Annotated in this window: 24 protein-coding genes; 18 read left to right on the forward strand and 6 right to left on the reverse strand. The window is 48.4% G+C overall.

What is annotated here, in order from left to right:
• Window positions 1-97: 97 nt before the first annotated feature.
• On the reverse strand, window positions 98-1540 hold the full coding sequence (locus SPI9445_RS0107390) for a circularly permuted type 2 ATP-grasp protein (protein ID WP_017304102.1): 1443 nt from the start codon (window positions 1538-1540) through the stop codon (window positions 98-100).
• Window positions 1541-1710: 170 nt separating this feature from the next.
• Here SPI9445_RS0107390 and SPI9445_RS0107395 point away from each other — a divergent pair, with 170 nt between their 5' ends.
• The 7 genes from SPI9445_RS0107395 (at window position 1711) to SPI9445_RS0107425 (ending at window position 8262) form a co-directional block, all read left to right on the forward strand.
• Window positions 1711-2769: a YihY/virulence factor BrkB family protein gene (locus SPI9445_RS0107395; RefSeq protein WP_017304103.1), complete on the forward strand. Its 1059-nt coding sequence runs from the start codon at window positions 1711-1713 to the stop codon at window positions 2767-2769.
• Between the two features lie 10 nt (window positions 2770-2779).
• Entirely contained in the window at window positions 2780-3604 is an 825-nt protein-coding gene (lgt, locus tag SPI9445_RS0107400) for a prolipoprotein diacylglyceryl transferase (protein WP_017304104.1), read from the forward strand.
• Between the two features lie 126 nt (window positions 3605-3730).
• A complete protein-coding gene (gene corA / locus SPI9445_RS0107405; RefSeq protein WP_202803653.1) occupies window positions 3731-4894 on the forward strand; it encodes a magnesium/cobalt transporter CorA in 1164 nt (387 codons plus the stop codon).
• Window positions 4891-5544, forward strand: coding sequence for a sulfite exporter TauE/SafE family protein (locus SPI9445_RS27420; RefSeq protein WP_017304106.1), 654 nt, complete (start codon window positions 4891-4893; stop codon window positions 5542-5544). The genes corA and SPI9445_RS27420 overlap by 4 nt, the downstream gene beginning before the upstream one ends.
• 27 nt (window positions 5545-5571) lie before the next feature.
• Entirely contained in the window at window positions 5572-6828 is a 1257-nt protein-coding gene (locus tag SPI9445_RS0107415) for an RNA-guided endonuclease InsQ/TnpB family protein (protein ID WP_017304107.1), read from the forward strand.
• 47 nt (window positions 6829-6875) lie between these two features.
• Entirely contained in the window at window positions 6876-7226 is a 351-nt protein-coding gene (locus tag SPI9445_RS0107420) for a TSUP family transporter (protein ID WP_017304108.1), read from the forward strand.
• Window positions 7227-7242: 16 nt separating this feature from the next.
• Window positions 7243-8262, forward strand: a complete 1020-nt coding sequence (locus tag SPI9445_RS0107425) for an ABC transporter permease (RefSeq protein WP_017304109.1) — start codon at window positions 7243-7245, stop codon at window positions 8260-8262.
• A gap of 124 nt (window positions 8263-8386) precedes the next feature.
• On the opposite strand, the gene SPI9445_RS0107430 is transcribed toward SPI9445_RS0107425, so the two are convergent.
• Window positions 8387-9457: a glycosyltransferase family 4 protein gene (locus SPI9445_RS0107430; protein ID WP_100227134.1), complete on the reverse strand. Its 1071-nt coding sequence runs from the start codon at window positions 9455-9457 to the stop codon at window positions 8387-8389.
• Window positions 9458-9833: 376 nt separating this feature from the next.
• Here SPI9445_RS0107430 and yidD point away from each other — a divergent pair, with 376 nt between their 5' ends.
• From yidD to SPI9445_RS31605, 6 genes are all read left to right on the forward strand, one after another.
• On the forward strand, window positions 9834-10256 hold the full coding sequence (yidD, locus tag SPI9445_RS28315; protein WP_017304111.1) for a membrane protein insertion efficiency factor YidD: 423 nt from the start codon (window positions 9834-9836) through the stop codon (window positions 10254-10256).
• A 144-nt stretch (window positions 10257-10400) separates the two neighbouring features.
• The gene (gene pds, locus SPI9445_RS0107440; protein ID WP_017304112.1) at window positions 10401-11816 is read left to right on the forward strand and encodes a 15-cis-phytoene desaturase; all 1416 of its coding nucleotides are present in this window, start codon (window positions 10401-10403) and stop codon (window positions 11814-11816) included.
• A gap of 228 nt (window positions 11817-12044) precedes the next feature.
• Window positions 12045-12971, forward strand: coding sequence for a 15-cis-phytoene synthase CrtB (gene crtB / locus SPI9445_RS0107445; protein WP_026079601.1), 927 nt, complete (start codon window positions 12045-12047; stop codon window positions 12969-12971).
• 171 nt (window positions 12972-13142) lie between these two features.
• Entirely contained in the window at window positions 13143-13865 is a 723-nt protein-coding gene (locus SPI9445_RS0107450; RefSeq protein WP_052646661.1) for a pyridoxine 5'-phosphate synthase, read from the forward strand.
• Window positions 13866-13961: 96 nt separating this feature from the next.
• On the forward strand, window positions 13962-14297 hold the full coding sequence (locus SPI9445_RS0107455; protein WP_017304115.1) for an MgPME-cyclase complex family protein: 336 nt from the start codon (window positions 13962-13964) through the stop codon (window positions 14295-14297).
• A 57-nt stretch (window positions 14298-14354) separates the two neighbouring features.
• Complete coding sequence (locus SPI9445_RS31605; RefSeq protein ID WP_272943228.1) at window positions 14355-14480, forward strand: hypothetical protein; 126 nt, start codon at window positions 14355-14357, stop codon at window positions 14478-14480.
• 130 nt (window positions 14481-14610) lie between these two features.
• On the opposite strand, the gene SPI9445_RS0107460 is transcribed toward SPI9445_RS31605, so the two are convergent.
• The 4 genes from SPI9445_RS0107460 to SPI9445_RS0107475 form a co-directional block, all read right to left on the reverse strand.
• Window positions 14611-15768: a 1-acyl-sn-glycerol-3-phosphate acyltransferase gene (locus SPI9445_RS0107460; RefSeq protein ID WP_017304116.1), complete on the reverse strand. Its 1158-nt coding sequence runs from the start codon at window positions 15766-15768 to the stop codon at window positions 14611-14613.
• A 42-nt stretch (window positions 15769-15810) separates the two neighbouring features.
• Window positions 15811-16200, reverse strand: a complete 390-nt coding sequence (locus tag SPI9445_RS32015) for a ribonuclease H family protein (RefSeq protein WP_026079603.1) — start codon at window positions 16198-16200, stop codon at window positions 15811-15813.
• Window positions 16201-16756: 556 nt separating this feature from the next.
• Window positions 16757-17254, reverse strand: coding sequence for a GNAT family N-acetyltransferase (locus SPI9445_RS0107470; protein ID WP_017304118.1), 498 nt, complete (start codon window positions 17252-17254; stop codon window positions 16757-16759).
• 130 nt (window positions 17255-17384) lie between these two features.
• Complete coding sequence (locus SPI9445_RS0107475) at window positions 17385-17846, reverse strand: hypothetical protein (protein ID WP_017304119.1); 462 nt, start codon at window positions 17844-17846, stop codon at window positions 17385-17387.
• Window positions 17847-18227: 381 nt separating this feature from the next.
• On the opposite strand from SPI9445_RS0107475, the gene hemC reads away from it, so the two are divergent.
• From hemC to SPI9445_RS24750, 5 genes are all read left to right on the forward strand, one after another.
• The gene (gene hemC / locus SPI9445_RS0107480) at window positions 18228-19190 is read left to right on the forward strand and encodes a hydroxymethylbilane synthase (RefSeq protein WP_017304120.1); all 963 of its coding nucleotides are present in this window, start codon (window positions 18228-18230) and stop codon (window positions 19188-19190) included.
• A gap of 134 nt (window positions 19191-19324) precedes the next feature.
• Window positions 19325-20788, forward strand: coding sequence for a glycogen synthase GlgA (glgA, locus tag SPI9445_RS0107485; RefSeq protein ID WP_017304121.1), 1464 nt, complete (start codon window positions 19325-19327; stop codon window positions 20786-20788).
• Between the two features lie 342 nt (window positions 20789-21130).
• On the forward strand, window positions 21131-21820 hold the full coding sequence (rppA, locus tag SPI9445_RS0107490) for a two-component system response regulator RppA (protein ID WP_017304122.1): 690 nt from the start codon (window positions 21131-21133) through the stop codon (window positions 21818-21820).
• Window positions 21807-23243 carry a sensor histidine kinase gene (locus SPI9445_RS0107495; RefSeq protein ID WP_017304123.1) on the forward strand — a complete coding sequence of 479 codons (1437 nt, stop codon included), beginning with the start codon at window positions 21807-21809 and terminating at the stop codon, window positions 23241-23243. The genes rppA and SPI9445_RS0107495 overlap by 14 nt, the downstream gene beginning before the upstream one ends.
• Window positions 23244-23329: 86 nt before the next feature.
• Entirely contained in the window at window positions 23330-23662 is a 333-nt protein-coding gene (locus SPI9445_RS24750) for a hypothetical protein (protein WP_202803655.1), read from the forward strand.
• Window positions 23663-23914: the final 252 nt, after the last annotated feature.

The raw sequence follows: 23914 nt of genomic DNA on the forward strand, positions 1-23914 counted from the left end.
TTAGTGTATCAATTGAGTGTGGATAGAGGCTTTAGACGAATGTCTAGCAAGCCGAAAAAAAGACATCACCCTTGATAATTGATAGATGAAGAATCAATTATTGGGTTAAAACCCAAGTGTCTTTACTGCCACCTCCTTGGGAAGAATTAACAACTAAAGAACCTTTGCGTAAAGCCACACGAGTTAAGCCACCGGGATGAACATAAATTTCATCGCCGCGATGGAGAATATAGGGGCGTAAATCCACATGACGGCCTTCGATACGGTCTTCAATTAATGTGGGAACGCGGGATAAACAAAGGGTCGGTTGAGCAATATAGTTCCGGGGGTTGGCTTCAATTTTTTTGGCAAAGATTTCCCGTTCCGTTTCGCTGGCTTGGGTTCCCACTAACATCCCATATCCCCCAGCTTCATTGGCTGCCTTGACCACTAATTGGTCAAGGTTTTGTAACACATAGTCTCGGTCTTGGTCTTGCCAACAGAGATAGGTGGGGACATTGGCTAAAATGGGGTCTTCGTTGAGGTAATACCGAATCATTTCCGGGACGTAGGCATAGACCACTTTATCATCAGCCACTCCGGTTCCCGGGGCGTTGGCGAGGGCAACTCGTCCAGCGCGATAGACTTCCATTAGACCGGGAACTCCCAGTAAAGAGTCAGGTCGGAAGGCGAGGGGGTCAAGGAAGGTGTCATCCACTCGTCGGTAAAGGACATCGACCCGGCGTAGCCCTTTGGTGGTCTTCATTTGCAGGTAGCCATCGACCACGACCAAATCCCGACCTTCGACTAATTCCACGCCCATCTGTTGGGCTAAGAAAGAGTGTTCAAAGTAGGCGGAGTTATACATCCCTGGGGTGAGGACGGCGACAGTAGGGTTTTGTAGGTAGGGGGGAGCGAGATTGAGTAAGGTTTCCAGCAGGTGACTGGGGTAGTCGTCTACCGGTTGGATGGCGAGATTTTGGAAGATTTTGGGTAGGGTACTTTTCATCACCCGGCGATTTTCCAGAACGTAGGAAATGCCCGAGGGGACGCGCAGGTTATCTTCTAGAACATACCATTGACCCTGGCGATCGCGCACCAAATCCGTCCCCGTAATATGACACCATACCCCCGTTGGCGGCTCCAGTCCCTGACAAGGGGCTAAAAAACCCGGTGCTGATTGAATAATCTCAGCCGGGATTTTCCCATCCTGTACAATCTTCTGGTCGTGATAAATATCATGGAGAAACAGGTTTAAAGCCGTGATGCGTTGTTTAAGGCCTTGTTCCAACCATTGCCAATCCTCAGCCGAAATGATACGCGGAATAATATCAAAGGGTAGCACCCGTTCCACCCCTTGGGTATCACTATAGACATTAAACGTCACCCCCAGTTTAAATAAGGCAATCTGCGCCGTTTGATGATGTTGTTGCAGTTCCTTGGGATTTAACCCTTGCATCCACTCCAGTAGGGGGACAGCAGCCGGGCGAGGTTTGCCCATAGCCTCGAATAATTCATCATAGTATGTTGTGCTCTCAGGGTCATAGGTTTCTAGTTGCACGACGGTTTCCCTCCAACACCCTATATATATTTAAGCTTTGATTAAAGTTGTCCAAGCGACTGTAGCCTCAAATACATTCTCTCAGAAGGATGGGCGCAAGCAACGTTACAATAAGTAAATTTTCCTGACTTTTTCGGTAGTCTAGAAAGTGTCCAAATCCCAAACCTGTAATGCGAGTACCGCGTTTTTTCCGTTATTTGAACTGTTTTATTCTGCGCAAAACCCTGACGCGGAGTTTCCGGCAACGTCTCACAGGACTCTCGGCAGAAATTGCCTTTAACTCCATGTTGGCCGTTTTCCCGGCCATTCTCGCCATTATTACCGCCATTGGTCTATTTGAGGAAGCCATTGTCTCCAGTGTCCGTTCTTTGGTAGTGCAGTTTTTCCCCGAAGAAGAATCCATCCAAACGGCCTTACGGGAATTAGCTACCAAATTGAAAATTGTCGCACCGGATTTAGTTTGGGGTTTATTAAGTAATTTTGTCCAAGAAATTACACAAGTTAAAAGTAAAAGTCTGTTTTCTATTAGTTTTGGCGCAGCAATTTGGGTATCTTCTGCGGCCATTAATGCCGCCATGAACGCCCTCGACCAAATCCATTTAATTCCTCGCCGCAGACGACGACCTTTTTGGCAAGCTAAGTTAATTGCACTTCTCCTAACGTTAGGCAGTATCTTCCTATTATTAATTGCTTCTATCTCTGTTTTAATTGGTGATGCGTTAGTTCAATTTTCAGTTAACCTAATTCAAGCGATTCCGCTACAAGAATCAGATCAAGGAGCAGATTTAGTCTTGGAACTATGGAATCTGTTAAAATGGCCCGTTTCCTTAAGTATTGTTATCATTGCCTTTGCTTTAATTTATCGTCTCGGTCCCAGTCACTGGCGCAAGGGAACTCCCATATTACCTGGAGCCATTGTTGCAGCCTTATCTTGGGCGGGAATTTCCCTTTTATTTCGGGTTTATGTGAACAATTTCGCCAACTATAACAAAGTCTATGGGGCTTTAGGGGCAGTGATTGTCCTGATGTTGTGGTTGTATTTAAGCGCCCTAGTGATGTTGATTGGGGGGCAACTCAATGTTACTGTCGGAGAAGCAATGCGGGCGGATCATCGTCGTCGTCAGATCATAGCACAACCGCCCCATCCTAACCCCTTTCCCTCCTCCCTCCCATCTTCTCAACCCCTCACTCCTCCCTCCCCAGAGTCTGGGGATTCTCCCTCTAGTTAGTTGTAACGGTATGTTTTTACTCACTTTTCAATCTCCCGGCCCCATCTTATTTGAACTCGGTCCTTTAACCGTTCGTTGGTATGGTTTACTCATTGCCAGTGCGGTTTTAATTGGCGCGACACTCTCCCAATCTTTAGCCAACAAACGCCACCTAAAACCTGATATTATGTGGGATTTAGCCGTCTGGTTAGTTATTGCTGCGATTCCCTGCGCCCGGTTGTATTATGTGTTCTTTGAATGGGAACAATATGCCAATCGTCCGGGGGATATTATCGCCATTTGGCAAGGAGGAATTGCCATCCACGGCGCAATGATTGGGGCTATTTTAGCCACCCTTATATTTTCCCGAGTTAATCGCGTTTCAGTCTGGCAATTATTAGATTTAATCGCTCCCTCGGCCATCCTAGGTCAAGCCATTGGACGCTGGGGAAACTTCTTTAATTCTGAAGCCTTTGGTCGTCCAACGGATTTACCTTGGAAACTCTATATTCCCCTCTCCTCTCGCCCTCCTGGATGGCAACAATTTGAATATTTTCACCCGACTTTTCTCTATGAGTCTTTGTGGAATTTAGGAATTTTTGCCCTATTATTAACCCTCTTTTTCTGGGGAATGCGTCAAGGCAACCGCTTAAAAGTGGGGACATTATTTTTCGTCTATGCCTTGGGGTATAGTACCGGGCGCTTGTGGATTGAAGGCCTGCGCATGGATAGTTTAATGTTGGGTGGCTTACGAGTCGCTCAATTGGTGAGTTTAGGGGGAATTTTAATTGGGGCATTCGGTCTAATTTGGCTCTACATTCTCAAAGGTTCTCTCACCCGTGAAAATCGTTCCTAGTGCTGAATAAAACTGCGAAAAATGGTTAGAGTTCAAAAAATCCCATAGGGAAATCAACCCTACTATCAGCCATTTATAGCTGTCTATCTCACTCGTAAACCTGAACCTGAGTAACTGTTAAATATTATGACTAAATCATCCTTGGATCTTGACAAAATGACCCTAAAGATATCTACTCAAAATCCAGAAGAGGAAGAAGAAGATTATTTTGAGTATTTCTTTGATGAACCCGGAAGTGAACCCGGAACACTCAGTATAGATCCGGATGCCACCCCTTCCAGTATTGTTCTCATTGATTATTCCCCGAAACACGCCACTCGTCGCGCTAATCTTACCCCCCTTGATTGTGTTTCTTATCTAGAAAGTGAATCAGTTTCTTGGATTGATGTCCGGGGTTTAGGAAGTGAAGATATCCTCAACCAATTGGGTCAGGTGTGTAGAATTCACCCCCTCGTTTTAGAGGATGTGGTGAATGTTCCCCAACGACCAAAAGTGCAGGATTATGAACAGCAATTGCTGGTCATTTTACAGATGGTTTTACCTCTCCCGGATGAAGATGGGTTTGATTATGAACAAGTGGGTTTTGTGTTAGGTAAACACTATTTAATTACCTTTCAAGAAGAACCCGAAGAGGATTGTTTTGAGCCTGTACGGGTAAGGATTCGGGAGAATCGGGGTAAAGTTCGTCAAGCGGGGCCTGATTATTTAGCCTATGTGTTGATTGATTCGATTATTGACGGATTTTTCCCGGTTTTAGAGGACTATGGGGAGCGCATTGAGGCGTTAGAGGATGAAGTGGTGGACAATCCGACGCGGGAAACGGTGGAAAAAATTTATGAAATTCGGCGGGAGTTATTAGCCTTACGGCGTATGATTTGGCCTCAGCGCAGTGTGATTAATATTCTGATTCGGGGGGATAATGAGTTAATTAGTCAGGATGTGCAAATTTATTTTAGAGATTGTTATGATCATGTCATTCAATTATTAGATATTGTGGAGACTTATCGGGAACTGGCTTCCAGTATGATGGATTTATATATGTCTGCCCAGAGTAATAAAATGAATGAGGTGATTAACTTGTTAACGCTCATTTCGACTATTTTTATTCCCTTAACTTTTATTGCGGGAGTTTATGGGATGAACTTCAAATATATGCCTGAGTTAGAGTGGAAATGGGGCTATGGTTTAATTTGGGGAGCGATGTTAGCCATTGCGGGCAGTTTGATTTATTTTTTCCATAAAAAAGGCTGGTTCAATACCTTTTATTTTGTGAGCAAACGAGATAAATGATGAGTTTAGACTATTGGTTTATGTTTCCGGTGGCGATTGGAATTGCCACCGTTGCTATGGCTTCTGGAGTGGAGGGGGCTACTTTTTTCACGCCTTTATTTATTTTGGGCTTAAACCTGCCTACCGATGTGGCGATTGGTACGGGTTTAATGACGGAAGTTTTTGGTTTTGCTAGTGGTTTATTCGCCTATGGCTATCAGGGGTTAATTGATTTTAAGTTGGGGAAAATGTTGCTGGCTGTGACTATTCCGGTGGCCTTGTTGGGGACGGTATTAGCCCAATGGATTCCGGGGGGTATGTTAAAGATTGTATTAGGTTTAGGGTTGTTGGTTTTGGCGGTCAGTTTTTTGCGTTCTGGTCACACCTCGGCCGGAGAATCACCTGTTCTCGTTCCTTCCCCGGTTTCTGTCTCCTCCTTTACCCTGACCAGTCGCCGAGGGCAGGTGTTCCAGTACAGTATCACTCGCCCCCGAGAAGGGCGTATTTTAGTGAGTATTGGGGCATTATTTTTAGCTCATCGTCGGGAAGCCGAGCACTGTACAAATGTCAGTGTCGGGATGAAAGACGGTTCATTGAGGGGTTCGATGCCCCGAAAATTAACCAACAATTATTTACTAGGGATTGACGATTTATCCCTAGATATTGTATAATAGGTTCAGGTCAATAAGCTACTATTCGTGTTAAACCTCAACTATTGCTACAGAATTTATCCAGATGCCAGTCAAGAAAAAGAATTACTTGACTGGCTAGAAATCTGTCGAGGTGTATATAATTATGCCTTGGCAGAACGAAAAGAGTGGATAAATTCTCGCAAGTGTCAGGTTAACGCTTGTAGCCTTCATTCTGAGTACATTATACCTGCGGCTCAACCTTTTCCCGACTATTATAAACAGAAAAAAGCTTTAACTCAAGCCAAACAGCAATACCCAGAACTAAAACGGGTTCAGTCTCAGGTCTTGCAAGAGGTTATGGGGCGTTTAGACAAAGCGTTTAACTTTTTCTGGAAAAGAAGTTTTGGTTTTCCCCGGTTTAAGAAATACGGTCAGTTTCGGTCGATTAACTTTCCTCAATTCAGGGAAAACCCTGTAACTGGATATCAATTGAGACTCCCTAAGCTAGGCTCTGTGGTCATTAATCTACACAGACCTATACCGGATGGATTTGTAGTTAAACAAGTTCAGATCGTTAAAAAAGCTTCGGGTTGGTATGCTGTCCTTTATATTCAGTCGGATGTTAATATTCCTTCTCCAAAACCTCAAGGAAAATCTCTAGGGATTGATTTGGGACTTGAGAAGTTTATGGCAACATCTCAGGGGGAATTAATAGCTAGACCTAAGTTTTTCTTGGAACTTCAAAGTCAGCTTAAATGGCTACAAAGAAGATTATCGAAAAAACAGAAAGGGTCAAAAAACTGGCATAAAGCCCGGGGAAAAGTAGCTAAACTTCATGAACATATTTACAACACTCGCAAGAACTTTCATTATCAAGTCGCTCATCATCTTTGTGACCAAGCCAATATCATTTTTGCCGAAGATTTAAACGTCAAAGCCATGTCTAGAGGGATGTTGTGTAAACCTACCCTTGATGCTGGCTTTGGGGGGTTTCTAGAGGTATTAAAGCACGTGGCTTGGAAACGAGATGTTTATTTCGAGAAAGTTGATGCTAATTTCACTAGCCAAATTTGTCCGAATTGTGGTGTAGTGACTGGTAAGAAAGACTTGTCTCAACGAGTGCATAAATGTTCTCATTGTGGGTTTGTAACGGATAGGGACGTTGCTGCGGCGATGGTTGTTGAGCAACGTGGACTTGCAGCCCTTCCTGGGTCACGCTTCGCGAACGGACTGGGGGTCAAGCTGCCTGGGTCGGAAGAGGTTATTGGGGATGTCCCTAAAAAGACATCTAGAGCCTCCCGTAGAAGCAGGAAAGCCTCATAGTGATATGGGGAAGCCCGCACCGTACCCCTAGGGTCGGTGTCGGGAGGATGTCACGTCTGGTATCTACGGGATTGGGACAACTCAACGGGTTTTTCCTGCTGCAACGGTCCCGGGTGCCGAGTCCTGTTGCCATTGCTACCAGTGTGTTTATTGTGGCGATTACGGCCTTGATTGCCTCTTTTGGTCATCTTGTGCAGTTCAGCCAACAGGAAAACCCTCCCTTTGCCACGATTCTCAGCTTGATTAGCTTCACGGTTCCGGGTGTTCTGCTGGGGGCGCAACTGGGTTCAAGATTGGCGACACGGCTCTCTCAGCACATTCTAGAGCGGTGTATGGGGTTATTATTTATCATCGTGGGCTTATTGCTTACCTTGGAAAATTTTCTGCGTTCACCCTAGCTGATGGAACTCTTTTATGACCTTTGCCAAGTCTTTAGAATCTGTCTTAATTCCCCTGGGGGCGGTTCTTTTCGCCCTGGTGTTGTTCGGGCTATTTTGTGCCTTTGCGGGGGCGAATCCTTTTGAGGTGTACCATTCGATTTATCGGGGGGCTTTTGGACAGTGGAGTTCTTGGCAAAATACGCTGATTCGGGCTTCTCCTTTGATGTTAAGCGCTCTCTGTACGGCTTTACCTGCCCGTTTAGGTTTGGTGGTGATTGGTAATGAGGGGGCGTTAGTGTTGGGGGGTTTGGGGGCGATTATTGCGGGGTTATCGCTGGGGGAGGGTTTGCCACCTTGGGCGGTACAAATGGCGATGGCGTTGTTGGGGATGGTGTTTGGGGGGGTGTGGATTGCTTTGGTGGGATTCTTGCGTCATTACCGGGGGGTGAATGAGACGATTAGTAGCTTGTTGATGAATTATATTGCGATCGCCCTCCTCAATCATTTAGTCGAAGGCCCTATGCGGGACCCCTCCTCCCTCAATAAGCCCTCTACCTTCCCCCTCGCTGCCCTCAATCGTCTCCCAGACCTCCCCGGCACCCGTATCCACTACGGCCTGATTTATGGCATCCTGGCCTGTATCATCGCCTATATTCTCATTGAGCGTACCCCCTTCGGTTTCGCGGCTCGTACTACGGGGGGCAATATCCGCGCTGCTCAAATTGCGGGTTTACCCGTCGGGCGTTTAATCCTGATTATTTGCTTTTTAGCCGGGTCTTGTGCAGGATTAGCGGGTATGGTCGAAGTGGCTGCCGTTCACGGACGAGCTAATCAGTCCTTAAATGTGGGTTATGGTTATGGGGGGATTTTAGTGGCCTTTGTCGCCCGTCACAATCCCTTAGCGGCGGCTTTGGTGTCGGTTTTATTGGGGGGGATTCTCGCCAGTGGGGGCATTTTGCAGCGTGTCCATGATCTCCCCGATGCGACGGTTTTAGTCTTTCAGGGGTTGGTGTTTTTAGTGGTTTTGTTTAGTGAGTCTCTTTATAGACGGTAAAAACCATGTTAGAAGTCAAGGGAGCAGGGGAGCAGGGGAGATAAGGAATTAAGACTTATTATCTATCACCTATTCCCCATTCCCTATTCCCTATTCCCGACTTCCCCCGTTCCCCGTTCCCTAACTAAACAAACCGTTCTAAAACCGAAACCGTTTGTTGCCCAGTTTTCAGCCAACTAAACTCACTCGCCCGTAATAACCCCAGTTGGTGGAGAGTTTCGCGCAAATTGGGGTCTTGTAATACGGCATTCATCGCCCCGGCAATTTCTTGAGTATTGTAAGGGTCCACCAATAAGGCCGCTTCTCCGGCTACTTCAGGTAACGCGGAGAGATTAGAGGTAATCACCGGAGTCCCACAGGCCATTGCTTCGAGGATAGGTAAACCGAACCCTTCGCATAAACTGGGGAAAATAAGGGCGATCGCTTGATTGAATAAAATGGGCAACTTTTCATAGGGGACATACTCCATAAATTTTACGCGATCGCGAATTCCTAACTCCCGCGCCAAATCCTGCCATTGGGGCGTATAACGTTCGTCCGTCGGCCCTGCCAGCCATAATTCCACCTCTTCCCGAGGCGGTAAATGGGCAAAGGCTTCAATCAAGCGTTGAATATTTTTATAGGGATCCTGTCGTCCCACATAAAGAAAATAAGGGCGACCATGACGACGGGGTAAATTTAACTCTCGGAAATGGTTGTGATCGTAAGCTAAAGGAATGGGGCTAATTTTTTGGGGAGCAATGCCGAAAAAATCCGTTAAATCATTGGCCGTTGCCACAGAATTACAGATAATATGCTGCGCTTCTTCCAACACCCGAGGCAAACAATAGCGGTGATAATAACTTAAACGGGATTTGGCACTGGGGAAGCGTAGGGGTATGACATCATGCACCATTACCACAAATCGACAGCCCATATAAACAGGCGCTTCAGGGACTGGGGAGAAAATTAACGGAGAACCTAACTCGCGATAGATTTGGGGTAACTTAAACTGAGTCCACAACAACCGCAAGACATGGCCTTTCGTCCCAGCGGCCGGGGAGAGATTGCCGGGAATTTGATAACACCGATACCCCGGAATCGGGTCAGCCACCAGTAACGTGGGGTTTAGGCTGACTAAATGGGGGTAAATATTCAGTGCGTAGGTGGTGATGCCTGTCGGTTGGGAAAACAAAAAGGATAAATTAACTAACACAAACCACTCCCCGGGTGCCAAAGCGTCCTTTTCTAAGCATATAGCAGGGGAGAGGGCTAATCAATGAGCAGGGAACGGGGAATCGGGAATCGGGAATCGGGAATAGGTGATAGGGAATCGGGAGTTGGGAATCGGGAATCGGGAATCTTGACAAGTTAAGGTTCAACGTTAGAAGTCAAGTTCCTAAGACCCAAATTTTTTCTGGCAACACAGCCCTTTTTAGCTTGGTTTTCGCTTTGGGAGTTAGTGGTCAAGATATATTTATCTTATTATGGATTCGCTGTCGCTCAGTGTATTACTGGGTTGCTATCCATCCCCTCCCTGCAAGCGAGGAAGGGGAATTCCCCAACATTTTTGTTAAACGGCGTGCTAGCTTATGGTTAACGATCTCCCCAGTTCTCGCAATTCGCGCCCTTTGTCTGGGGCGGTTGATGCGATCGCCTTGTTGAGCATTCAGGGTTATCAACGGTATCTCTCCCCCCATAAGGGGTTTTCCTGTGCCTATCGCTGTTATCACGGGGGGGATTCCTGTTCAGAATATGTGAAAAAAGCGATCGCCTCCCACGGACTCCTAGGCGCTCTCCCCCTCATCCAGCAACGCTTTCAGGATTGCGAAACCGCCCAGGAAATTATGATGATCTACGGTGGTTCCGCCAAGGATGATGAGCGGAGTTATCGAGAATGGAAAAAAGGTCAATTCCGCCAACGCACTCGTCGCGAGATGTATCGGGAACGCCAATCCTGTTGTAGTCGCGGTTGTCGGCAAATTCCCCTAGTTTCTCGCTGTGGTTGGTTATAACCAATTTGCCGGGAATTCTCCATCCCGCCAGTGGAGTGGAGTAGTTCCCCCCTTGATCTCCCTCATCCAGAACGCTGAGGTTGTACGCCCTTGTTCTATAATGAATTGAAAACGTAAACAAATTTTAAGAATTTAGGATTTCTAATGCGAGTTGCGATCGCCGGAGCAGGTTTGGCAGGTCTATCCTGCGCGAAATACCTAACAGATGCAGGACACACCCCTATAGTGCTAGAACGTCGTGATGTTCTCGGGGGGAAAGTGGCCGCCTGGAAGGACGAAGACGGAGACTGGTATGAAACCGGACTGCATATCTTTTTCGGGGCCTATCCCAATATGTTGCAGTTATTCAAAGAGTTAGGCATTGAAGATCGTCTTCAGTGGAAAGAACACACGATGATCTTTAACCAACCGGAAAAACCCGGCACCTACTCCCGTTTTGATTTCCCTGACCTCCCCGCCCCCATTAATGGGGTGATGGCCATTCTCCGCAATAATGACCTGTTGACGTGGGAGGAAAAAATCCGTTTTGGTCTTGGTTTAATTCCCGCCATGTTGCGCGGCCAGTCCTATGTGGAGGAGATGGATCAATATACTTGGTCGGAGTGGATGGCCAAGCAAAACATCCCCCCTCGGGTAGAAAAAGAAGTATTTATTGCCATGTCCAAGGCCTTAAACTTCATCAACCCCGATGAAATTTCCGCCACCATTCTGTTAACCGCCTTAAACCGTTTCTTACAAGAGAAAAACGGCTCAAGAATGGCCTTTTTAGACGGATCCCCCACTGAGCGCCTTTGTCAGCCCATTGTGGACTACATCACCCAACGGGGAGGAGAAGTCCGTTTAAATGCCCCCCTCAAAGAAATTCAACTCAACGAGGACGAATCCGTTAAAGGCTTTTTAATGCGAGGTCTAGACGGGGCGGAGGATTGGCAATTTCAGGCCGATCTCTACGTGTCCGCCATGCCCGTAGACCCTTTAAAAGTGCTGCTTCCCACCCCTTGGAAAGCCCTAGACTACTTTAAACAACTCGACGGCCTCGAAGGCGTTCCGGTGATTAACCTCCATCTCTGGTTTGACCGGAAACTGACCGACATTGATCATCTGCTCTTTTCGCGATCGCCCCTGTTGAGCGTTTATGCCGACATGAGCAACACCTGCCGGGAATACGCCAACCCCGACCGCTCCATGTTAGAGTTAGTCCTCGCCCCGGCCGCCGATTGGATTAGTAAATCCGACGAGGAAATCATGGCCGCCACCCTAGAGGAACTCAAACAACTGTTCCCCCAACACTTTACAGGAGATAACCCCGCTCAACTCTTGAAATATCATGTGGTGAAAACACCCCGTTCCGTGTACAAAGCCACCCCCGGCCGTCAAGCTTGCCGCCCCTCCCAAACTACCCCCATTCCTAATTTCTATCTGACGGGGGATTACACCATGCAGCAATATCTGGGCAGTATGGAAGGCGCCGTTCTCTCGGGTAAATTAACCGCCCGTGCGATCGCCGAACAAGCCCCCCGTTCTGCCCCCACCTCCCCCTCCCTAGTGGGAAGTGCTTAGAACCTTCCAGGCGAGAGCGACATGATCCAGCCTCTCCCCTGCAAAAATTAGCCAAAATTTCTCAATTTTGCTGTTCAGATTGGACAACTCAATGCGACAATTCTATTGGCTAATGGATTCAGCAACTCAGGGATCAACCCCTTGGTCTTGCTCATAGAATCTGCGGTCTTGTTTCCCGTAGCACTCAGCAGACCCCTGAATCATGAACAACTTCTCAGCCTGCGATGAATGCTGCAACTGCCTAAACCACAAAGAATGAGACCCCTTGCCTCCCCAGCAGAGGCCTACGAATATTGCCGCCAAGTTACAGCAACCTACTCTAAAACGTTTTACCTTGGCACCCTGTTAATGCCACCCGAAAAACGTCAAGCCATCTGGGCCATTTACGAGTGGTGTCGGCGGACTGATGAGTTGGTCGATGGACCCAAAGCCTGTTTTACGACCCCTGAGACACTCGATCAATGGGAACGTCATCTAGAGTCAGTTTTTGCTGGAGAACCCCTTGAAGACCCGGATGTAGCCCTTGTGGACACCATCCAACGTTTCCCTATTGAGATCCAGCCCTTTCGGGACATGATTGCTGGGCAACGGATGGATTTATACCGCAGTCGCTACGAAACCTTTCAAGAATTAGAACTCTATTGTTATCGCGTCGCCGGAACCGTCGGCCTGATGACTAGCCCCGTGTTAGGGTTTGAAGAAGCCCAAGTTAGCCCCCCTTGGCAAGAACACAACCCGAAACAGGCCACAGAAGAGGCGATCGCCTTGGGCATAGCCAACCAACTCACCAACATCCTGCGCGACGTGGGAGAAGATGCCCAACGAGGGCGGATTTATCTTCCCTTAGAAGACCTCGCCCGCTTCAACTACAGCGAGGCGGATCTGATGAACGGCGTTGTAGATGAGCGTTGGCGGAACTTAATGCGCTTTGAAATCGAACGAGCGCGCCAGTTCTACCAGTCCGCCGCCAGAGGCATCAGCGCCCTAAATCCCGATGCACGCTGGCCCGTTTGGTCTGCCCTGATGCTTTATCAAGGCATCCTCAACGTGATTGAACGGAATCATTATGATGTCTTCCGTCAACGGGCTTACGTCCCAGCCTTCGAGAAATTTCTCTATCTCCCGGTAGCGTGGTTACGCGCTCAAGTTCTTTAATTTGAGTTGTGTGTAAAAGGGGAACAGGGGAAGGGAGAGGGGGAGCAGGGGAGCAGGGGAGAATTGATAATTATTCCCTATCACCTATTCCCTATTCCCTATTGCCGACTCCCGACTCCCAACTCCCGATTCCCCTGTTCCCTGTTCCCTGTTCCCTATTCCCTATTAACCGTGTTAACCCTTGGCGTAAATATTGACCATACTGCAACCATTCGTCAGGCTCGGCGCACCGTAGAACCGGATCCCGTGGCCGCGGCCGTTTTAGCCGAATTAGGCGGAGCCGATGGAATTACCGTTCATTTACGGGAAGATCGCCGCCATATTCAAGATCGGGATGTGCGACTCCTGCGCCAAACTGTGCGGACTCACCTCAACCTAGAAATGGCTCCCACCGAGGAAATGGTGGGGATTGCCCTAGAGATTAAGCCCGATTATGTGACCTTGGTTCCCGAACGACGAGAAGAAGTGACCACCGAGGGCGGCTTAAACCTACTGGGGGATTTTGACCGCTATTGTGGCGTTGTGGAACGGTTACAAGGGGCTGGAATTCCCGTCAGTTGGTTTATTGATGCCGATAGCGAGCAAATCCGGGCGGCCGCCAGCACTGAGGCGAAGTTTATTGAATTACACACCGGGAAATATGCTGAAGCCCACGGAGAAAGGGAACAGCAGGAGGAGTTAGAGGTTTTAAAACAGGGAACAGCCCAAGCGTTAGATTTAGGGCTGCGGGTGAATGCCGGACATGGGCTGACCTATTGGAATGTGTACCCTGTGGCCTGTATTGAGGGGATGGAAGAGTTAAACATTGGCCATACGATTATTAGTCGGGCGGTGTTGGTGGGACTGGAACGAGCGGTGCGGGAAATGAAACAGGCGATGTTCGGGAAGGTGTAGTTTTTTGAACAAATCCCCAAACTGCCTAGAGAAGGGGCAGGGAATGGGGGAAAATGGTGGATCGACGATAATTAATGATTGGGATTTAGAGTGACCATGCAAAGTTATTATTATGTGGTAGCCAGTAAAAAGTTCTTGATGGAACAGGAACCTTTTGAGGAAGTGCTACGGGAACGGACGCGCTATTATCAAGAACACAATAAAGAGATTGATTTCTGGTTAGTGGAAGAACCGGCTTTTCTCGAAGCCCCGGAATTAGCCCAAGTGAAGGAAAAATGCCCTCGTCCGGCGATCGCGGTTATTTCCACTAACCCCCAATTTATCACTTGGCTCAAGCTACGTTTAGAGTATGTGTCAAAAGGCGAATTTCAAGCCCCCTCGGAGAGTATCCCTGATCCCCTCGCCTCCCTAGCGGCTGGTATTAATCAATGACTAGGGGTTGCTGAATAAGGGAGCAGGGGAGAGGGAATAGGGAATCGGGAGTCGGGAATGGGGAATAGGGAGTCGGGAGTCGGGAGTCGGGAGTCGGGAATCGGGAGTCGGGAGTCCGGGAACTCTCCCCCCCTGTTCCCTGTTCCCTGTTCCCTGTTCCCTGTTCCCTGTTCCCTAAAATAAAAGAGTTTTAGCTATTCACTATTCCCCTGCCCTGTTCCCCGTTCCCTAGCCCAGTTATCCAGCAAGCCCTAATTACCCCACCCACAAGGATCTCTTAGGCACCCTAATTGATTTGCCGCTTGATCAACATTCACAAAACAGTCACGTTCTCTTGAACCGCTTGCTGGACTTGTCTTGTCAGTTGTTCAATAACGGTGGTGCGCTCCGCTTTATAAGCTGCCCAATAGTCCTTCAAATTGATGGGAGTCCCCAATTTTAGACGGACTTCCCGATGTCCTTTTGAGGGAGGTTGGTCAATTTGAAACACTTCTCGTTCCAAGCGGGTGATGGTGTCTAAAAATCTTTCTGGTGTCGGGTTTTCCGCCACATACCCGTCATAAATTGCATCAAAATTCAGCAGGCGAATTGTAGCACGATAAATGCTTTGATGGGCGGCCGTTTCTTGGGTTTCTGTTTCGAGGAGGGACTGGATCTTATAGACTTGTTCCCGCATCGGTAAATGAGCAGATCCGGTAATATTTAAGGCCTGCTCACAGTAATTGAGAACATGAGTTTTAATGGCTTGGATGCGCTGATTCCAGTCTAAATGGGGCGGTCTGGTGATTTGGTATTCTCTCTCTAGATTCTTCATGACCTGCTCCCCAATAGCCCGCAAACGAGGGTAAAAGTCCCGTTCAGGAGGAATTATGCCGAGGGTGCTTTCTAACTGATGCAAACTTTCGGCAATGGTGGATTGCATGGTGGAGGTGTAACGATATTTGAGACTGACGGGAATCAGGTAAAAATTGGGCAGGGTATCCCCTTGTTTCGCTAGCTTATTGAGGGCTTGCAAGGGCATTTGTACCGCTCCCGTGCGAAAGGGGATCACTATATCGTTTTGGAAGGAACAGCCCCCTTCTGGGAAGATCACGAGGTGACAAGCGGGTTGTTGTAATAAGTCGAGGGTATGGGCGATACTTTCGCGATCGCCTACTCCCCGCTTAATTGAATAGGCACCAATCCGGGGTAAAAATGCCCCTAACGCCCCCCGAAAGTTCTCGTGAGCCACTAAATAGTTAAACAGTTGACCCACTCGGGCAGACAGGAGGAACAGAACGATGCCGTCCTGAAAGTTAGAATGATTAGGCATCAGGATGTAGCGTTGGTCACTGAGCGATCGCAACAAAGCCACATCCTCCTCACTCACCTTCAAATGCAGACGATACAGCCCATAGGTGACAGGATAGGCAAGACTCTGCACCAAGCGCGTGAGGAGGGGATGAGTTTGGGAAGGGTAAAAATTGGGCATAATTCGACAGAATAACTAGAGCAAGAACTCCATTAACATAAGTCACAAATTAACCGATTTAGCCGCTTGGACGGCTAACTCATCCACCCGGTTATTAAACACATTATCCGCGTGTCCTTTCACCCAAATCCACTCGATTTGATGAATCTCGTTTAATTCCTCTAACTCTTGCCATAAATCTTGATTCACATTTTTTTTCCAGTTAAAATTCATCGTATTAATCAGTAACTGACTATCACTATATAACTGCACATTACAAGGTCGTTTTAAAGCCTTTAGACCCTCAATAGCTGCCTTCATCTCCATGCGATTATTGGTCGTAGGTGACGGTTCAGAACCCACAATTTCTTTAGTGCGTGAGCGATAAATTAACAACGCAGCCCATCCCCCCACTCCGGGATTTCCTAAACAAGCCCCATCAGTATAGATCATTACTTGGGAACGTTCAGAATGGGTGAGATCTGGATTAAATTCAGCCAGAGAGATCGGCTTAGGGTTTGATGTAACGCCGGACTGTTTGGGCTTTTCTGGCGGCTTGTCTTTAATATGTTTATCTTTGAGTGCAACAAATAACTTGGCGTTTTCTTCAGAAATATATTGACCCAATATCTTATTTTTCCAGCCCGATTTTAACGGATAAGAAATTCCTAACAATTCTAATTGTTTTTTAGACCAACTTCCTCGCTGACTCCTACCCTTTTCGAGGAGTTGTTCTGTAATTTTAATCATTCTGTTGCCTCGTGACTGAATACCTAACTTTGCAAGATTGACCAAAATTTGAACCCGTTTAAATCCGTAACCTAGCGTTTTACAATCTGATGAAGTAACCCCTTTTTTGAAGGATTTATTCCCCGATGCGATATCCTGTCCAATCCAGAAACCAAACCCCTAGGGGAATCGCTAGAAATCCTGCTCATTGAGAGGAAATGAATCTCAGAAATGATAGCGATGGGGAAGACACCATTCCCCGGATGATCCGCTTACACATCTAAGACCTTAAACGCCTTCCCATAATAACTAAATCTCGTTCCACTCCATCTAATTCAGCTACCCCCGGCAAATAACCCCACTCGGAAAAGTGAAACCGTTCAAAGAGTTTTAAGCTGGGTTCATTATGGGCGAAAATAAGACCGACTAGGGTTTTAATGCCTAGGGTCGGGGATTTCGCGATCGCGTGTTGTAACAACATCGTCCCCATCCCTTGTTGTTGGCACAAAGGAGACACATAAATACTTAACTCCGCCGTTGCCGCATAGGCAGGACGGGGATGAAAGCGTTGGATACTCAGCCAAGCGGCAATATGACCCTCTTTCTCCAAAACCCAAATCGGGTAAGACTGGGGCGTATGTTCATAAAACCAAGTCAAACGACTTTCAATGGAAATGGGATCTAAGTCTGCGGTTGCTTTGCGACCCACTACGGCTTCATTATAAATCTGGACAATGGCACTCAGGTCTGATTCTACTGCTTCGCGAATCATGGGCATTGGGGATGAGATCAAAACATGACAACTCATTTTGACACACTCCCCCTTAAACTTGGATTCGGAGTCCACTAAAACCCAAAAAACAGGCGGAATCTCGCCTGTTTTGTCCAAAAAGTACCGAAAAATCTCCTTAGAAATTCAATCCAACGGCAATCGTCCCGCGAGGATTATTGGCTAACGGTCGTCCCCTCATCCAAACTCCGACATTTTCTAAACGGGCAAACTGGTAATCAATTAACGTATCCTCATAGTTGTAGTCACTGACAATCCGCCATTGTTCCTCTGGGGCAATGGTTACGCGGTAGTCAGGATCTCCATAGCAACTCACCCGATCAAAATGGGTATCTGGGACACAAGACAAAGAACTAATCATGTGGGGGAGAATCCACTGTTTCCAAGACCGTTGAGGATAGTGTCTCCCTCCTGTGCCTAGGTCATCCGCCATCATCTCACCATAACCCACCGCCTCAAAGATTTCGCGGTTGGTCGGTTCCATTGGTTCTAAGATTTCAGCCGTTTGTCCATAAGCTTGGGGCGCGATGAAGACCATTCCCCCAACCACTATCCCCAATACGGAAAGTAAGCGTTTCATGTTAAGTAACCTCCTAGATGTTTTTGCACCCAGTTCCCATAGGTTTTAGGTGATGAATGTACAGTCGGTGATGGAGAAAGATGTCCCGGTGCAAATTCGGGATCTCAATCAGAAATCAGAAAGAGAGAGGTAAGGCAACCCGCATAAGACGGTCTGACGTAGGTTTTCACAACGACTTACGCTTAATTCAAGTATATCAATGGAACTTGAACCGCCCTCATGATATTAAGCTTTTCCCAAGATTGATGGGGCGATCGCTACAAAGATTGAGAAAGCGTCAAAAAACTTAATAAACCAACGGTCAGAAAACGTTCAGAAGTACCCGCCACTGCGATACTCTAGATCGAGTCCCTTAATTGGTATTTGTACAAAAATCGTTATATGACTTCCACTTCTAGTCCTCCTCGCACAATTCGCATCGCCTCCCGGAAAAGTCAATTAGCCCTAGTTCAGACTTACTGGGTACGGGATCAACTCCAGCAACAATTCCCCGATCACACCTTTGAGGTAGAAATGATGAGTACCCAAGGGGATAAAATTCTGGACGTGGCACTGTCTAAGATTGGCGATAAGGGGTTATTTACCAAGGAATTGGAAGTAGGACTACTCAACAAAACCGCCGATTTTGCCGTTCACTCCCTCAAAGACTTACCCACTCGTCTCCCCGAGGGGTTAATGTTAGGCTGTGTGACGGAACGGGTAGACCCAGCCGACGCTTTAGTAGTCGCCCAACAGCACAAGGATAAACAACTGGAGACATTACCCCCCGGAACCGTAGTGGGGACTTCATCCCTCCGTCGTTTAGCCCAACTGCGTTATCACTTCCCCCATTTGGAGTTTAAAGACATTCGGGGCAATCTCAACACCCGTTTAGCGAAACTGGACAATGGGGAATATGATGCCATTATTTTAGCCGTAGCAGGTTTAGAACGGTTGGGAATGGGCGATCGCATTCACCAAGTCATTCCCGCCGAGATTTCCCTCCATGCCGTCGGACAAGGGGCGTTAGGCATTGAGTGTCGGGAAGGCGATACCGAGATTCTGGCCATTTTACAAGCCATCTCCCACACCCCCACCACAGCGCGAGCCTTAGCAGAACGCGCTTTTCTCCGGGAACTAGAGGGCGGTTGTCAAGTCCCCATCGGAGTAAACACCGAAATCACCGGGGAAAACCTCACCCTCACCGGAATGGTAGCCAGTTTAGACGGCCAACGTTTAATTAAAGACGAGGTAACAGGCCTGGCGAGTGACGCGGAACAACTGGGGATTAATCTTGCCCATCAACTCAAAGAACAGGGCGCCCAGGAAATTCTCGCCGAAATCTTCGCCCAAATTGAGCGATAATCTCCGGCCCTGACGAGCCATAATCAATTATCAATTGTCAATAGTCAATTCCCCATTCCCTTAATCATTCCTATTGCCTTTTATCCCCTCATCCTTCATACTGCAAGCAATATTAAAGAAATATGAACTGAGCGATGAAGATTCTATTTGTGGCGGCAGAAGCAGTTCCTCTAGCAAAAGTGGGGGGGATGGGTGATGTGGTTGGTGCATTGCCCCAATTTTTGCGCAAAATGGGGCATGATGTGCGGGTCTTTATGCCCTACTACGGTTTTTTAGGGGATAAACTGGACATTCCCGAAGAGCCCGTTTGGTGGGGTAGCGCGATGTTCCAAGAATTCGCCGTGTATGAAACCTTCCTACCGGGTACCGATGTCCCCCTTTACCTGTTTGGACACCCCGTTTTTGATCCCCGTCGGATTTATTACGGAGAAGATGAAGATTGGCGATTCACCCTGTTTGCTAACGGGGCCTCGGAGTTTGCTTGGAACTATGAGGACTGGAAACCGGAAATCCTCCACTGTCATGACTGGCACACCGGGATGGTTCCGGTGTGGATGCAGGAAACCCCAGAAATTAAAACCATTTTCACCATTCATAACTTGGCCTATCAAGGGCCTTGGCGCTGGCGTTTAGACCAAATTACTTGGTGTCCTTGGTATATGCAAGGTCATAATACGATGGCCGCCGCCGTGCAGTCTGCGGATTTAGTGAGTACCGTTTCCCCCACCTATGCTAAACAAATTCAAACCTCAGCCTACGGGGAAAATTTGGATGGTTTGATGTCGTTTATTAGTGGGAAACTCTGGGGGATTCTCAACGGGGTAGATGTGGAACGCTATAACCCCGAAACCGACCGCTATATTGTAGAAAATTTTAACGCAGAAACCTTAGACCTCAGAGGCGCGAACAAAGCAGCCCTACAAGAAGAGTTAGGCCTAGAAATTAATGACGGGCGCTTTTTAATGGGGATGGTGACGCGCTTAGTGGAACAGAAGGGGATTGATTTGCTTTTGCAAATCCTCGATCGTTTTATGGCCTATACCGACGCGCAGTTTGTTTTGTTGGGAACAGGCGATCGCTACTATGAAACCCAAATGTGGCACATGGCCGCTCGTTATCCGGGGCGGATGTCGGTGCAAATTCTCCATAATGATGGGTTAGCCCGTCGGATTTATGCAGGTTGTGATGTGTTCCTCATGCCTTCCCGCTTTGAACCTTGCGGCATCACCCAAATGATGGCCATGCGCTACGGTTGTATTCCTATCGTCCGTCGTACTGGCGGTTTAGTGGATACGGTGAAACACCATGATCCTCTCAATCAAGACGGTTGGGGCTACTGTTTTGACCGTTACGAACCCTTAGATTTCTTTACCTGTATGGTGCGGACTTGGGAAAGTTTCCGCTATCCTCAATACTGGCGGGAAATGCAGAAGCGGGCGATGTCCCTTGATTTCAGTTGGGATAAATCGGCTCAAGAATATGTGCGGATGTACAAACAAGTTTTAGGCCTGTCTCAAACGGACTTATTACCCGAAGAAAAGCGGGCGTTAGGGCTTCCGGTGGATGAACCTAAAACCTCTACTGTGACCGCCTCCTAGGGCTGACGGGTTCGGAAATTTAACAAAAATGTTGCGGAATTCCCCTTCCTCGCTTGCAGGGAGGGGATGGACTTGACCACTAACTCCCAAAGCGAAAACCAAGCTAAAAAGGGCTGTGTTGCAAGAGAAAATTTGGGTCTTAGGAACTAGGACTTCTGCCTGGGGAGGGAAGATAAGACTCGCTATATTTCGGTATAGAAAGCACTTCCCATTGAATCAGGAAGCTCCATCCTCGCGCCTAGGCAGGGTGGGGTAGTTCACTCCAGCCAATTCAACGACTCTTTCTGTTGAGGAGAGAGTCGTTAATTGATCAAATAACTGCTCTTCGGTCAGAAGGACAAGATGCGAATTCTACTGGTGGAAGATGATCCAGAACAACGAGAACCCTTACAAACAGCCTTGATGCGTTCAGGGCATCTTGTGGATGGAGTGGGGGATGGGGCGATCGCCCAACAGTTACTCAGGGATCAAACCTACGACCTGCTGATTCTCGATTGGATGCTACCCGGTACCGATGGCATCACCCTTTGTCGTCAGGTGCGCCATGCCCAACAGGCCACGCCCATCCTCCTTTTGACCGCTAAAGATACCACCGCTGATAAAGTCCAGGGCTTGGATGCGGGGGCAGATGATTATCTGGTGAAACCCGTGGATGTGGCGGAACTGTTGGCGCGGGTGCGGGCTTTGCGGCGGCGATCGCCCCACTGGTGCGGGGATACCCTCCAAGTGGCCGCCCTTCAGTTACACCTCGATACGCTCCAACTGTGCTACCACGATGGTCAGGTACAACTTAAAAGCGCTGAATTCCAACTTTTAGAATATCTGATGCGTCACCCCCGCCAAGTATTAACCCATGGTCAGCTAGAGCAAGCCCTCTGGACTTGGGAGGCTGTTCCGGAAAGTAATGCGATCGCCTCCCGGATGCGGCGTTTACGCCAACGGTTGCGAGTCTTGGGCGTGGAAGATTGGATTACGACCGTTTACGGCATGGGCTATTGTTTCCAACCCCCTCAAAACCATGAAACCCTTTAAATTGACCCAATGGCAGCGGCTCCCGGTGCGGGTGCGGGGCGGGGCAATTATCGCCATCCCAATTGTTTGTCTGATCACCAGTTTGAGCGCCGTGGCTTGGCTCAAAATGAGCCTTACGGAAGATGAAATGTGGGTACAGCATACCCAAGTGGTGCGCCTCGAATCGAAACAATTACTCAACGCCCTCATTGATGCGGAAACCGGGATGCGGGGCTATGGCCTCACCCAACGGGAGGAATTTTTAGCCCCCTATCACGAGGCCCGCCGGGTGATTCCGCTCTCCCTCACCCGTTTAGAACAGTTGGTACAGGACAACCCCGCCCAAGTTGCTCAGATGGAGATTATCCGCAGCCAAGTCAGAGAAACCCTAACCCTGTTGGAACAAAAAGTGATGTTACAACAGGAACTCAAACAACAACAGGGGCAATCGGGGGAAATGGTGGTGGCGGTAGCGGAACTGTACGACTGGCTCAATGCAGGCCGTGCGATGGACAAGACACGCCAAGCGATTGATCAATTTGCCGCCGTGGAGGAACAACTGTTAGGCGATCGCCAACAGCATCAAGCCCAATACCGCCAAATCACTTGGCAAGTGCTATGGATTGCGGGGGGGTTAGGGTTAGTAGGAACAGCCTTAGCGGTGCATCTTTTTTGGCAACTAGAAGGGGAACTCACCACCCAAGCCACTCATTTACAGGTCGCTAATCGTCAACTGACGGCAGTTTGTACCCAGTTGGAGCGTTTCACCGCCAATGCTTCCCACGAACTCCGCACTCCCCTCGCAGCGATTCTCAGCAATGCCCAGGTAGCCCTGATGGACTTAGCCGACTGGACAGAAACAGATCCTCAACGGTCAGCAGTACATCAACGCCTGACAAAAATCGTTGCCCTCACGAAACGGATGAGTGAATTGGTGCAGCAATTGCTGTGGTTGGCACGGCAGGAGGGCAATCCTGCCAGCGCCCCCTTAACTGCCCTCGATTTGCGACCTTGGCTCCGACAATGGGCCAGCACCGGACAACAACAAGCCACGGATGCCGGTTTAATCTTCCAAGCCCATTGGCCCGATGAACCCCTGATCGTCTCTGGGGATGCGGTTTTGTTGGGACAGGCCGTGACCAATGTCCTCACCAATGCTTGCCGCTACAGTACTGCCCCCGCTACGGTGCGGTTAGAGGTGATCCCCACCACAGAACATCTCATTCTCCAGGTGAGCGATACGGGCATGGGGATTCCTGCCGAGGCATTGCCCCATATCTGTGAACAGTTTTATCGGGTGCAACCGGGGGCGAGTCATGGGTTTGGTTTGGGGTTAGCCATCACCCAGCACATTATTACGGTTCACGGGGGCAAGCTACGCATTACCAGTGAATTGGGACAGGGGACAACGGTGGCAATCGCCCTCCCTCGGATCAAAAATTAATGATTCTCCAACTGGGTCATTTTTTGGTCATAATCCCCCCCTACAGTAACAGTCAAGAACCAACAGACAATCATTGCAAGGAGTACATGATGATTAAATTATCCTTATCCCCCATCGCCCTGATCACCACCGGCTTATTAGGTACAGCCGCCCTCTCCATGGCGACTTTTGGCAATTTTCCCGCCGCCCACGCCAACAATCACACCTTTACCGGGGTTGTGGAACGGGTTTGGGAAGATGGGTTTCGTTTACGGGTGGGAAATCGCCGCATCACCACCGATACTTGGGATGTGTGCGGTGATTTCACGCCGGATCATGTCAGCGTAGGCGATCGCCTTACAGTTGTGGGGGAATTTGAAGGCGGCCAGTTTGATGTGTTTCGGATAACCAATACTGCTGGCGAACGGGTTTGCTCCTAGGCTTCTCGGCTTACTCACGAAAACCAGAAACCGGGTTCTTACATTTCCTCATCACCCCCCAACCCCCTCCGAGAAACCCCGGTTTCTTCGCCTCAATTTTCCCCAGTGGTAATAATGTGAATATCCACATGGGGCCAAAATCCCATCAGTCGTTGTACAATCGAGCCTTTGAACAATAAATACCAGCGCGATCGCACCCAAGCCGCCATCTTGGCCCTGCAAATGGGCCTTGTCCCCCGACCGAACCCAAAC

Source organism: Spirulina subsalsa PCC 9445 (assembly GCF_000314005.1).
Taxonomy (GTDB): Bacteria; Cyanobacteriota; Cyanobacteriia; order Cyanobacteriales; family Spirulinaceae; genus Spirulina_A; species Spirulina_A subsalsa.

What these genes read in the sequence shown, in the direction of transcription:
- SPI9445_RS0107395 (WP_017304103.1), top strand. Translation starts at nt 1,711, where the DNA reads ATGCGAGTACCGCGTTTTTTCCGTTATTTGAACTGTTTTATTCTGCGC.
- lgt (WP_017304104.1), top strand. Translation starts at nt 2,780, where the DNA reads ATGTTTTTACTCACTTTTCAATCTCCCGGCCCCATCTTATTTGAACTC.
- corA (WP_202803653.1), top strand. Translation starts at nt 3,731, where the DNA reads ATGACTAAATCATCCTTGGATCTTGACAAAATGACCCTAAAGATATCT.
- SPI9445_RS27420 (WP_017304106.1), top strand. Translation starts at nt 4,891, where the DNA reads ATGATGAGTTTAGACTATTGGTTTATGTTTCCGGTGGCGATTGGAATT.
- SPI9445_RS0107420 (WP_017304108.1), top strand. Translation starts at nt 6,876, where the DNA reads ATGTCACGTCTGGTATCTACGGGATTGGGACAACTCAACGGGTTTTTC.
- SPI9445_RS0107425 (WP_017304109.1), top strand. Translation starts at nt 7,243, where the DNA reads ATGACCTTTGCCAAGTCTTTAGAATCTGTCTTAATTCCCCTGGGGGCG.
- yidD (WP_017304111.1), top strand. Translation starts at nt 9,834, where the DNA reads ATGGTTAACGATCTCCCCAGTTCTCGCAATTCGCGCCCTTTGTCTGGG.
- pds (WP_017304112.1), top strand. Translation starts at nt 10,401, where the DNA reads ATGCGAGTTGCGATCGCCGGAGCAGGTTTGGCAGGTCTATCCTGCGCG.
- crtB (WP_026079601.1), top strand. Translation starts at nt 12,045, where the DNA reads ATGCTGCAACTGCCTAAACCACAAAGAATGAGACCCCTTGCCTCCCCA.
- SPI9445_RS0107455 (WP_017304115.1), top strand. Translation starts at nt 13,962, where the DNA reads ATGCAAAGTTATTATTATGTGGTAGCCAGTAAAAAGTTCTTGATGGAA.
- SPI9445_RS31605 (WP_272943228.1), top strand. Translation starts at nt 14,355, where the DNA reads ATGGGGAATAGGGAGTCGGGAGTCGGGAGTCGGGAGTCGGGAATCGGG.
- SPI9445_RS0107460 (WP_017304116.1), bottom strand. Translation starts at nt 15,768, where the DNA reads ATGCCCAATTTTTACCCTTCCCAAACTCATCCCCTCCTCACGCGCTTG.
- SPI9445_RS32015 (WP_026079603.1), bottom strand. Translation starts at nt 16,200, where the DNA reads ATGATCTATACTGATGGGGCTTGTTTAGGAAATCCCGGAGTGGGGGGA.
- SPI9445_RS0107470 (WP_017304118.1), bottom strand. Translation starts at nt 17,254, where the DNA reads ATGCCCATGATTCGCGAAGCAGTAGAATCAGACCTGAGTGCCATTGTC.
- SPI9445_RS0107475 (WP_017304119.1), bottom strand. Translation starts at nt 17,846, where the DNA reads ATGAAACGCTTACTTTCCGTATTGGGGATAGTGGTTGGGGGAATGGTC.
- hemC (WP_017304120.1), top strand. Translation starts at nt 18,228, where the DNA reads ATGACTTCCACTTCTAGTCCTCCTCGCACAATTCGCATCGCCTCCCGG.
- glgA (WP_017304121.1), top strand. Translation starts at nt 19,325, where the DNA reads ATGAAGATTCTATTTGTGGCGGCAGAAGCAGTTCCTCTAGCAAAAGTG.
- rppA (WP_017304122.1), top strand. Translation starts at nt 21,131, where the DNA reads ATGCGAATTCTACTGGTGGAAGATGATCCAGAACAACGAGAACCCTTA.
- SPI9445_RS0107495 (WP_017304123.1), top strand. Translation starts at nt 21,807, where the DNA reads ATGAAACCCTTTAAATTGACCCAATGGCAGCGGCTCCCGGTGCGGGTG.
- SPI9445_RS24750 (WP_202803655.1), top strand. Translation starts at nt 23,330, where the DNA reads ATGATGATTAAATTATCCTTATCCCCCATCGCCCTGATCACCACCGGC.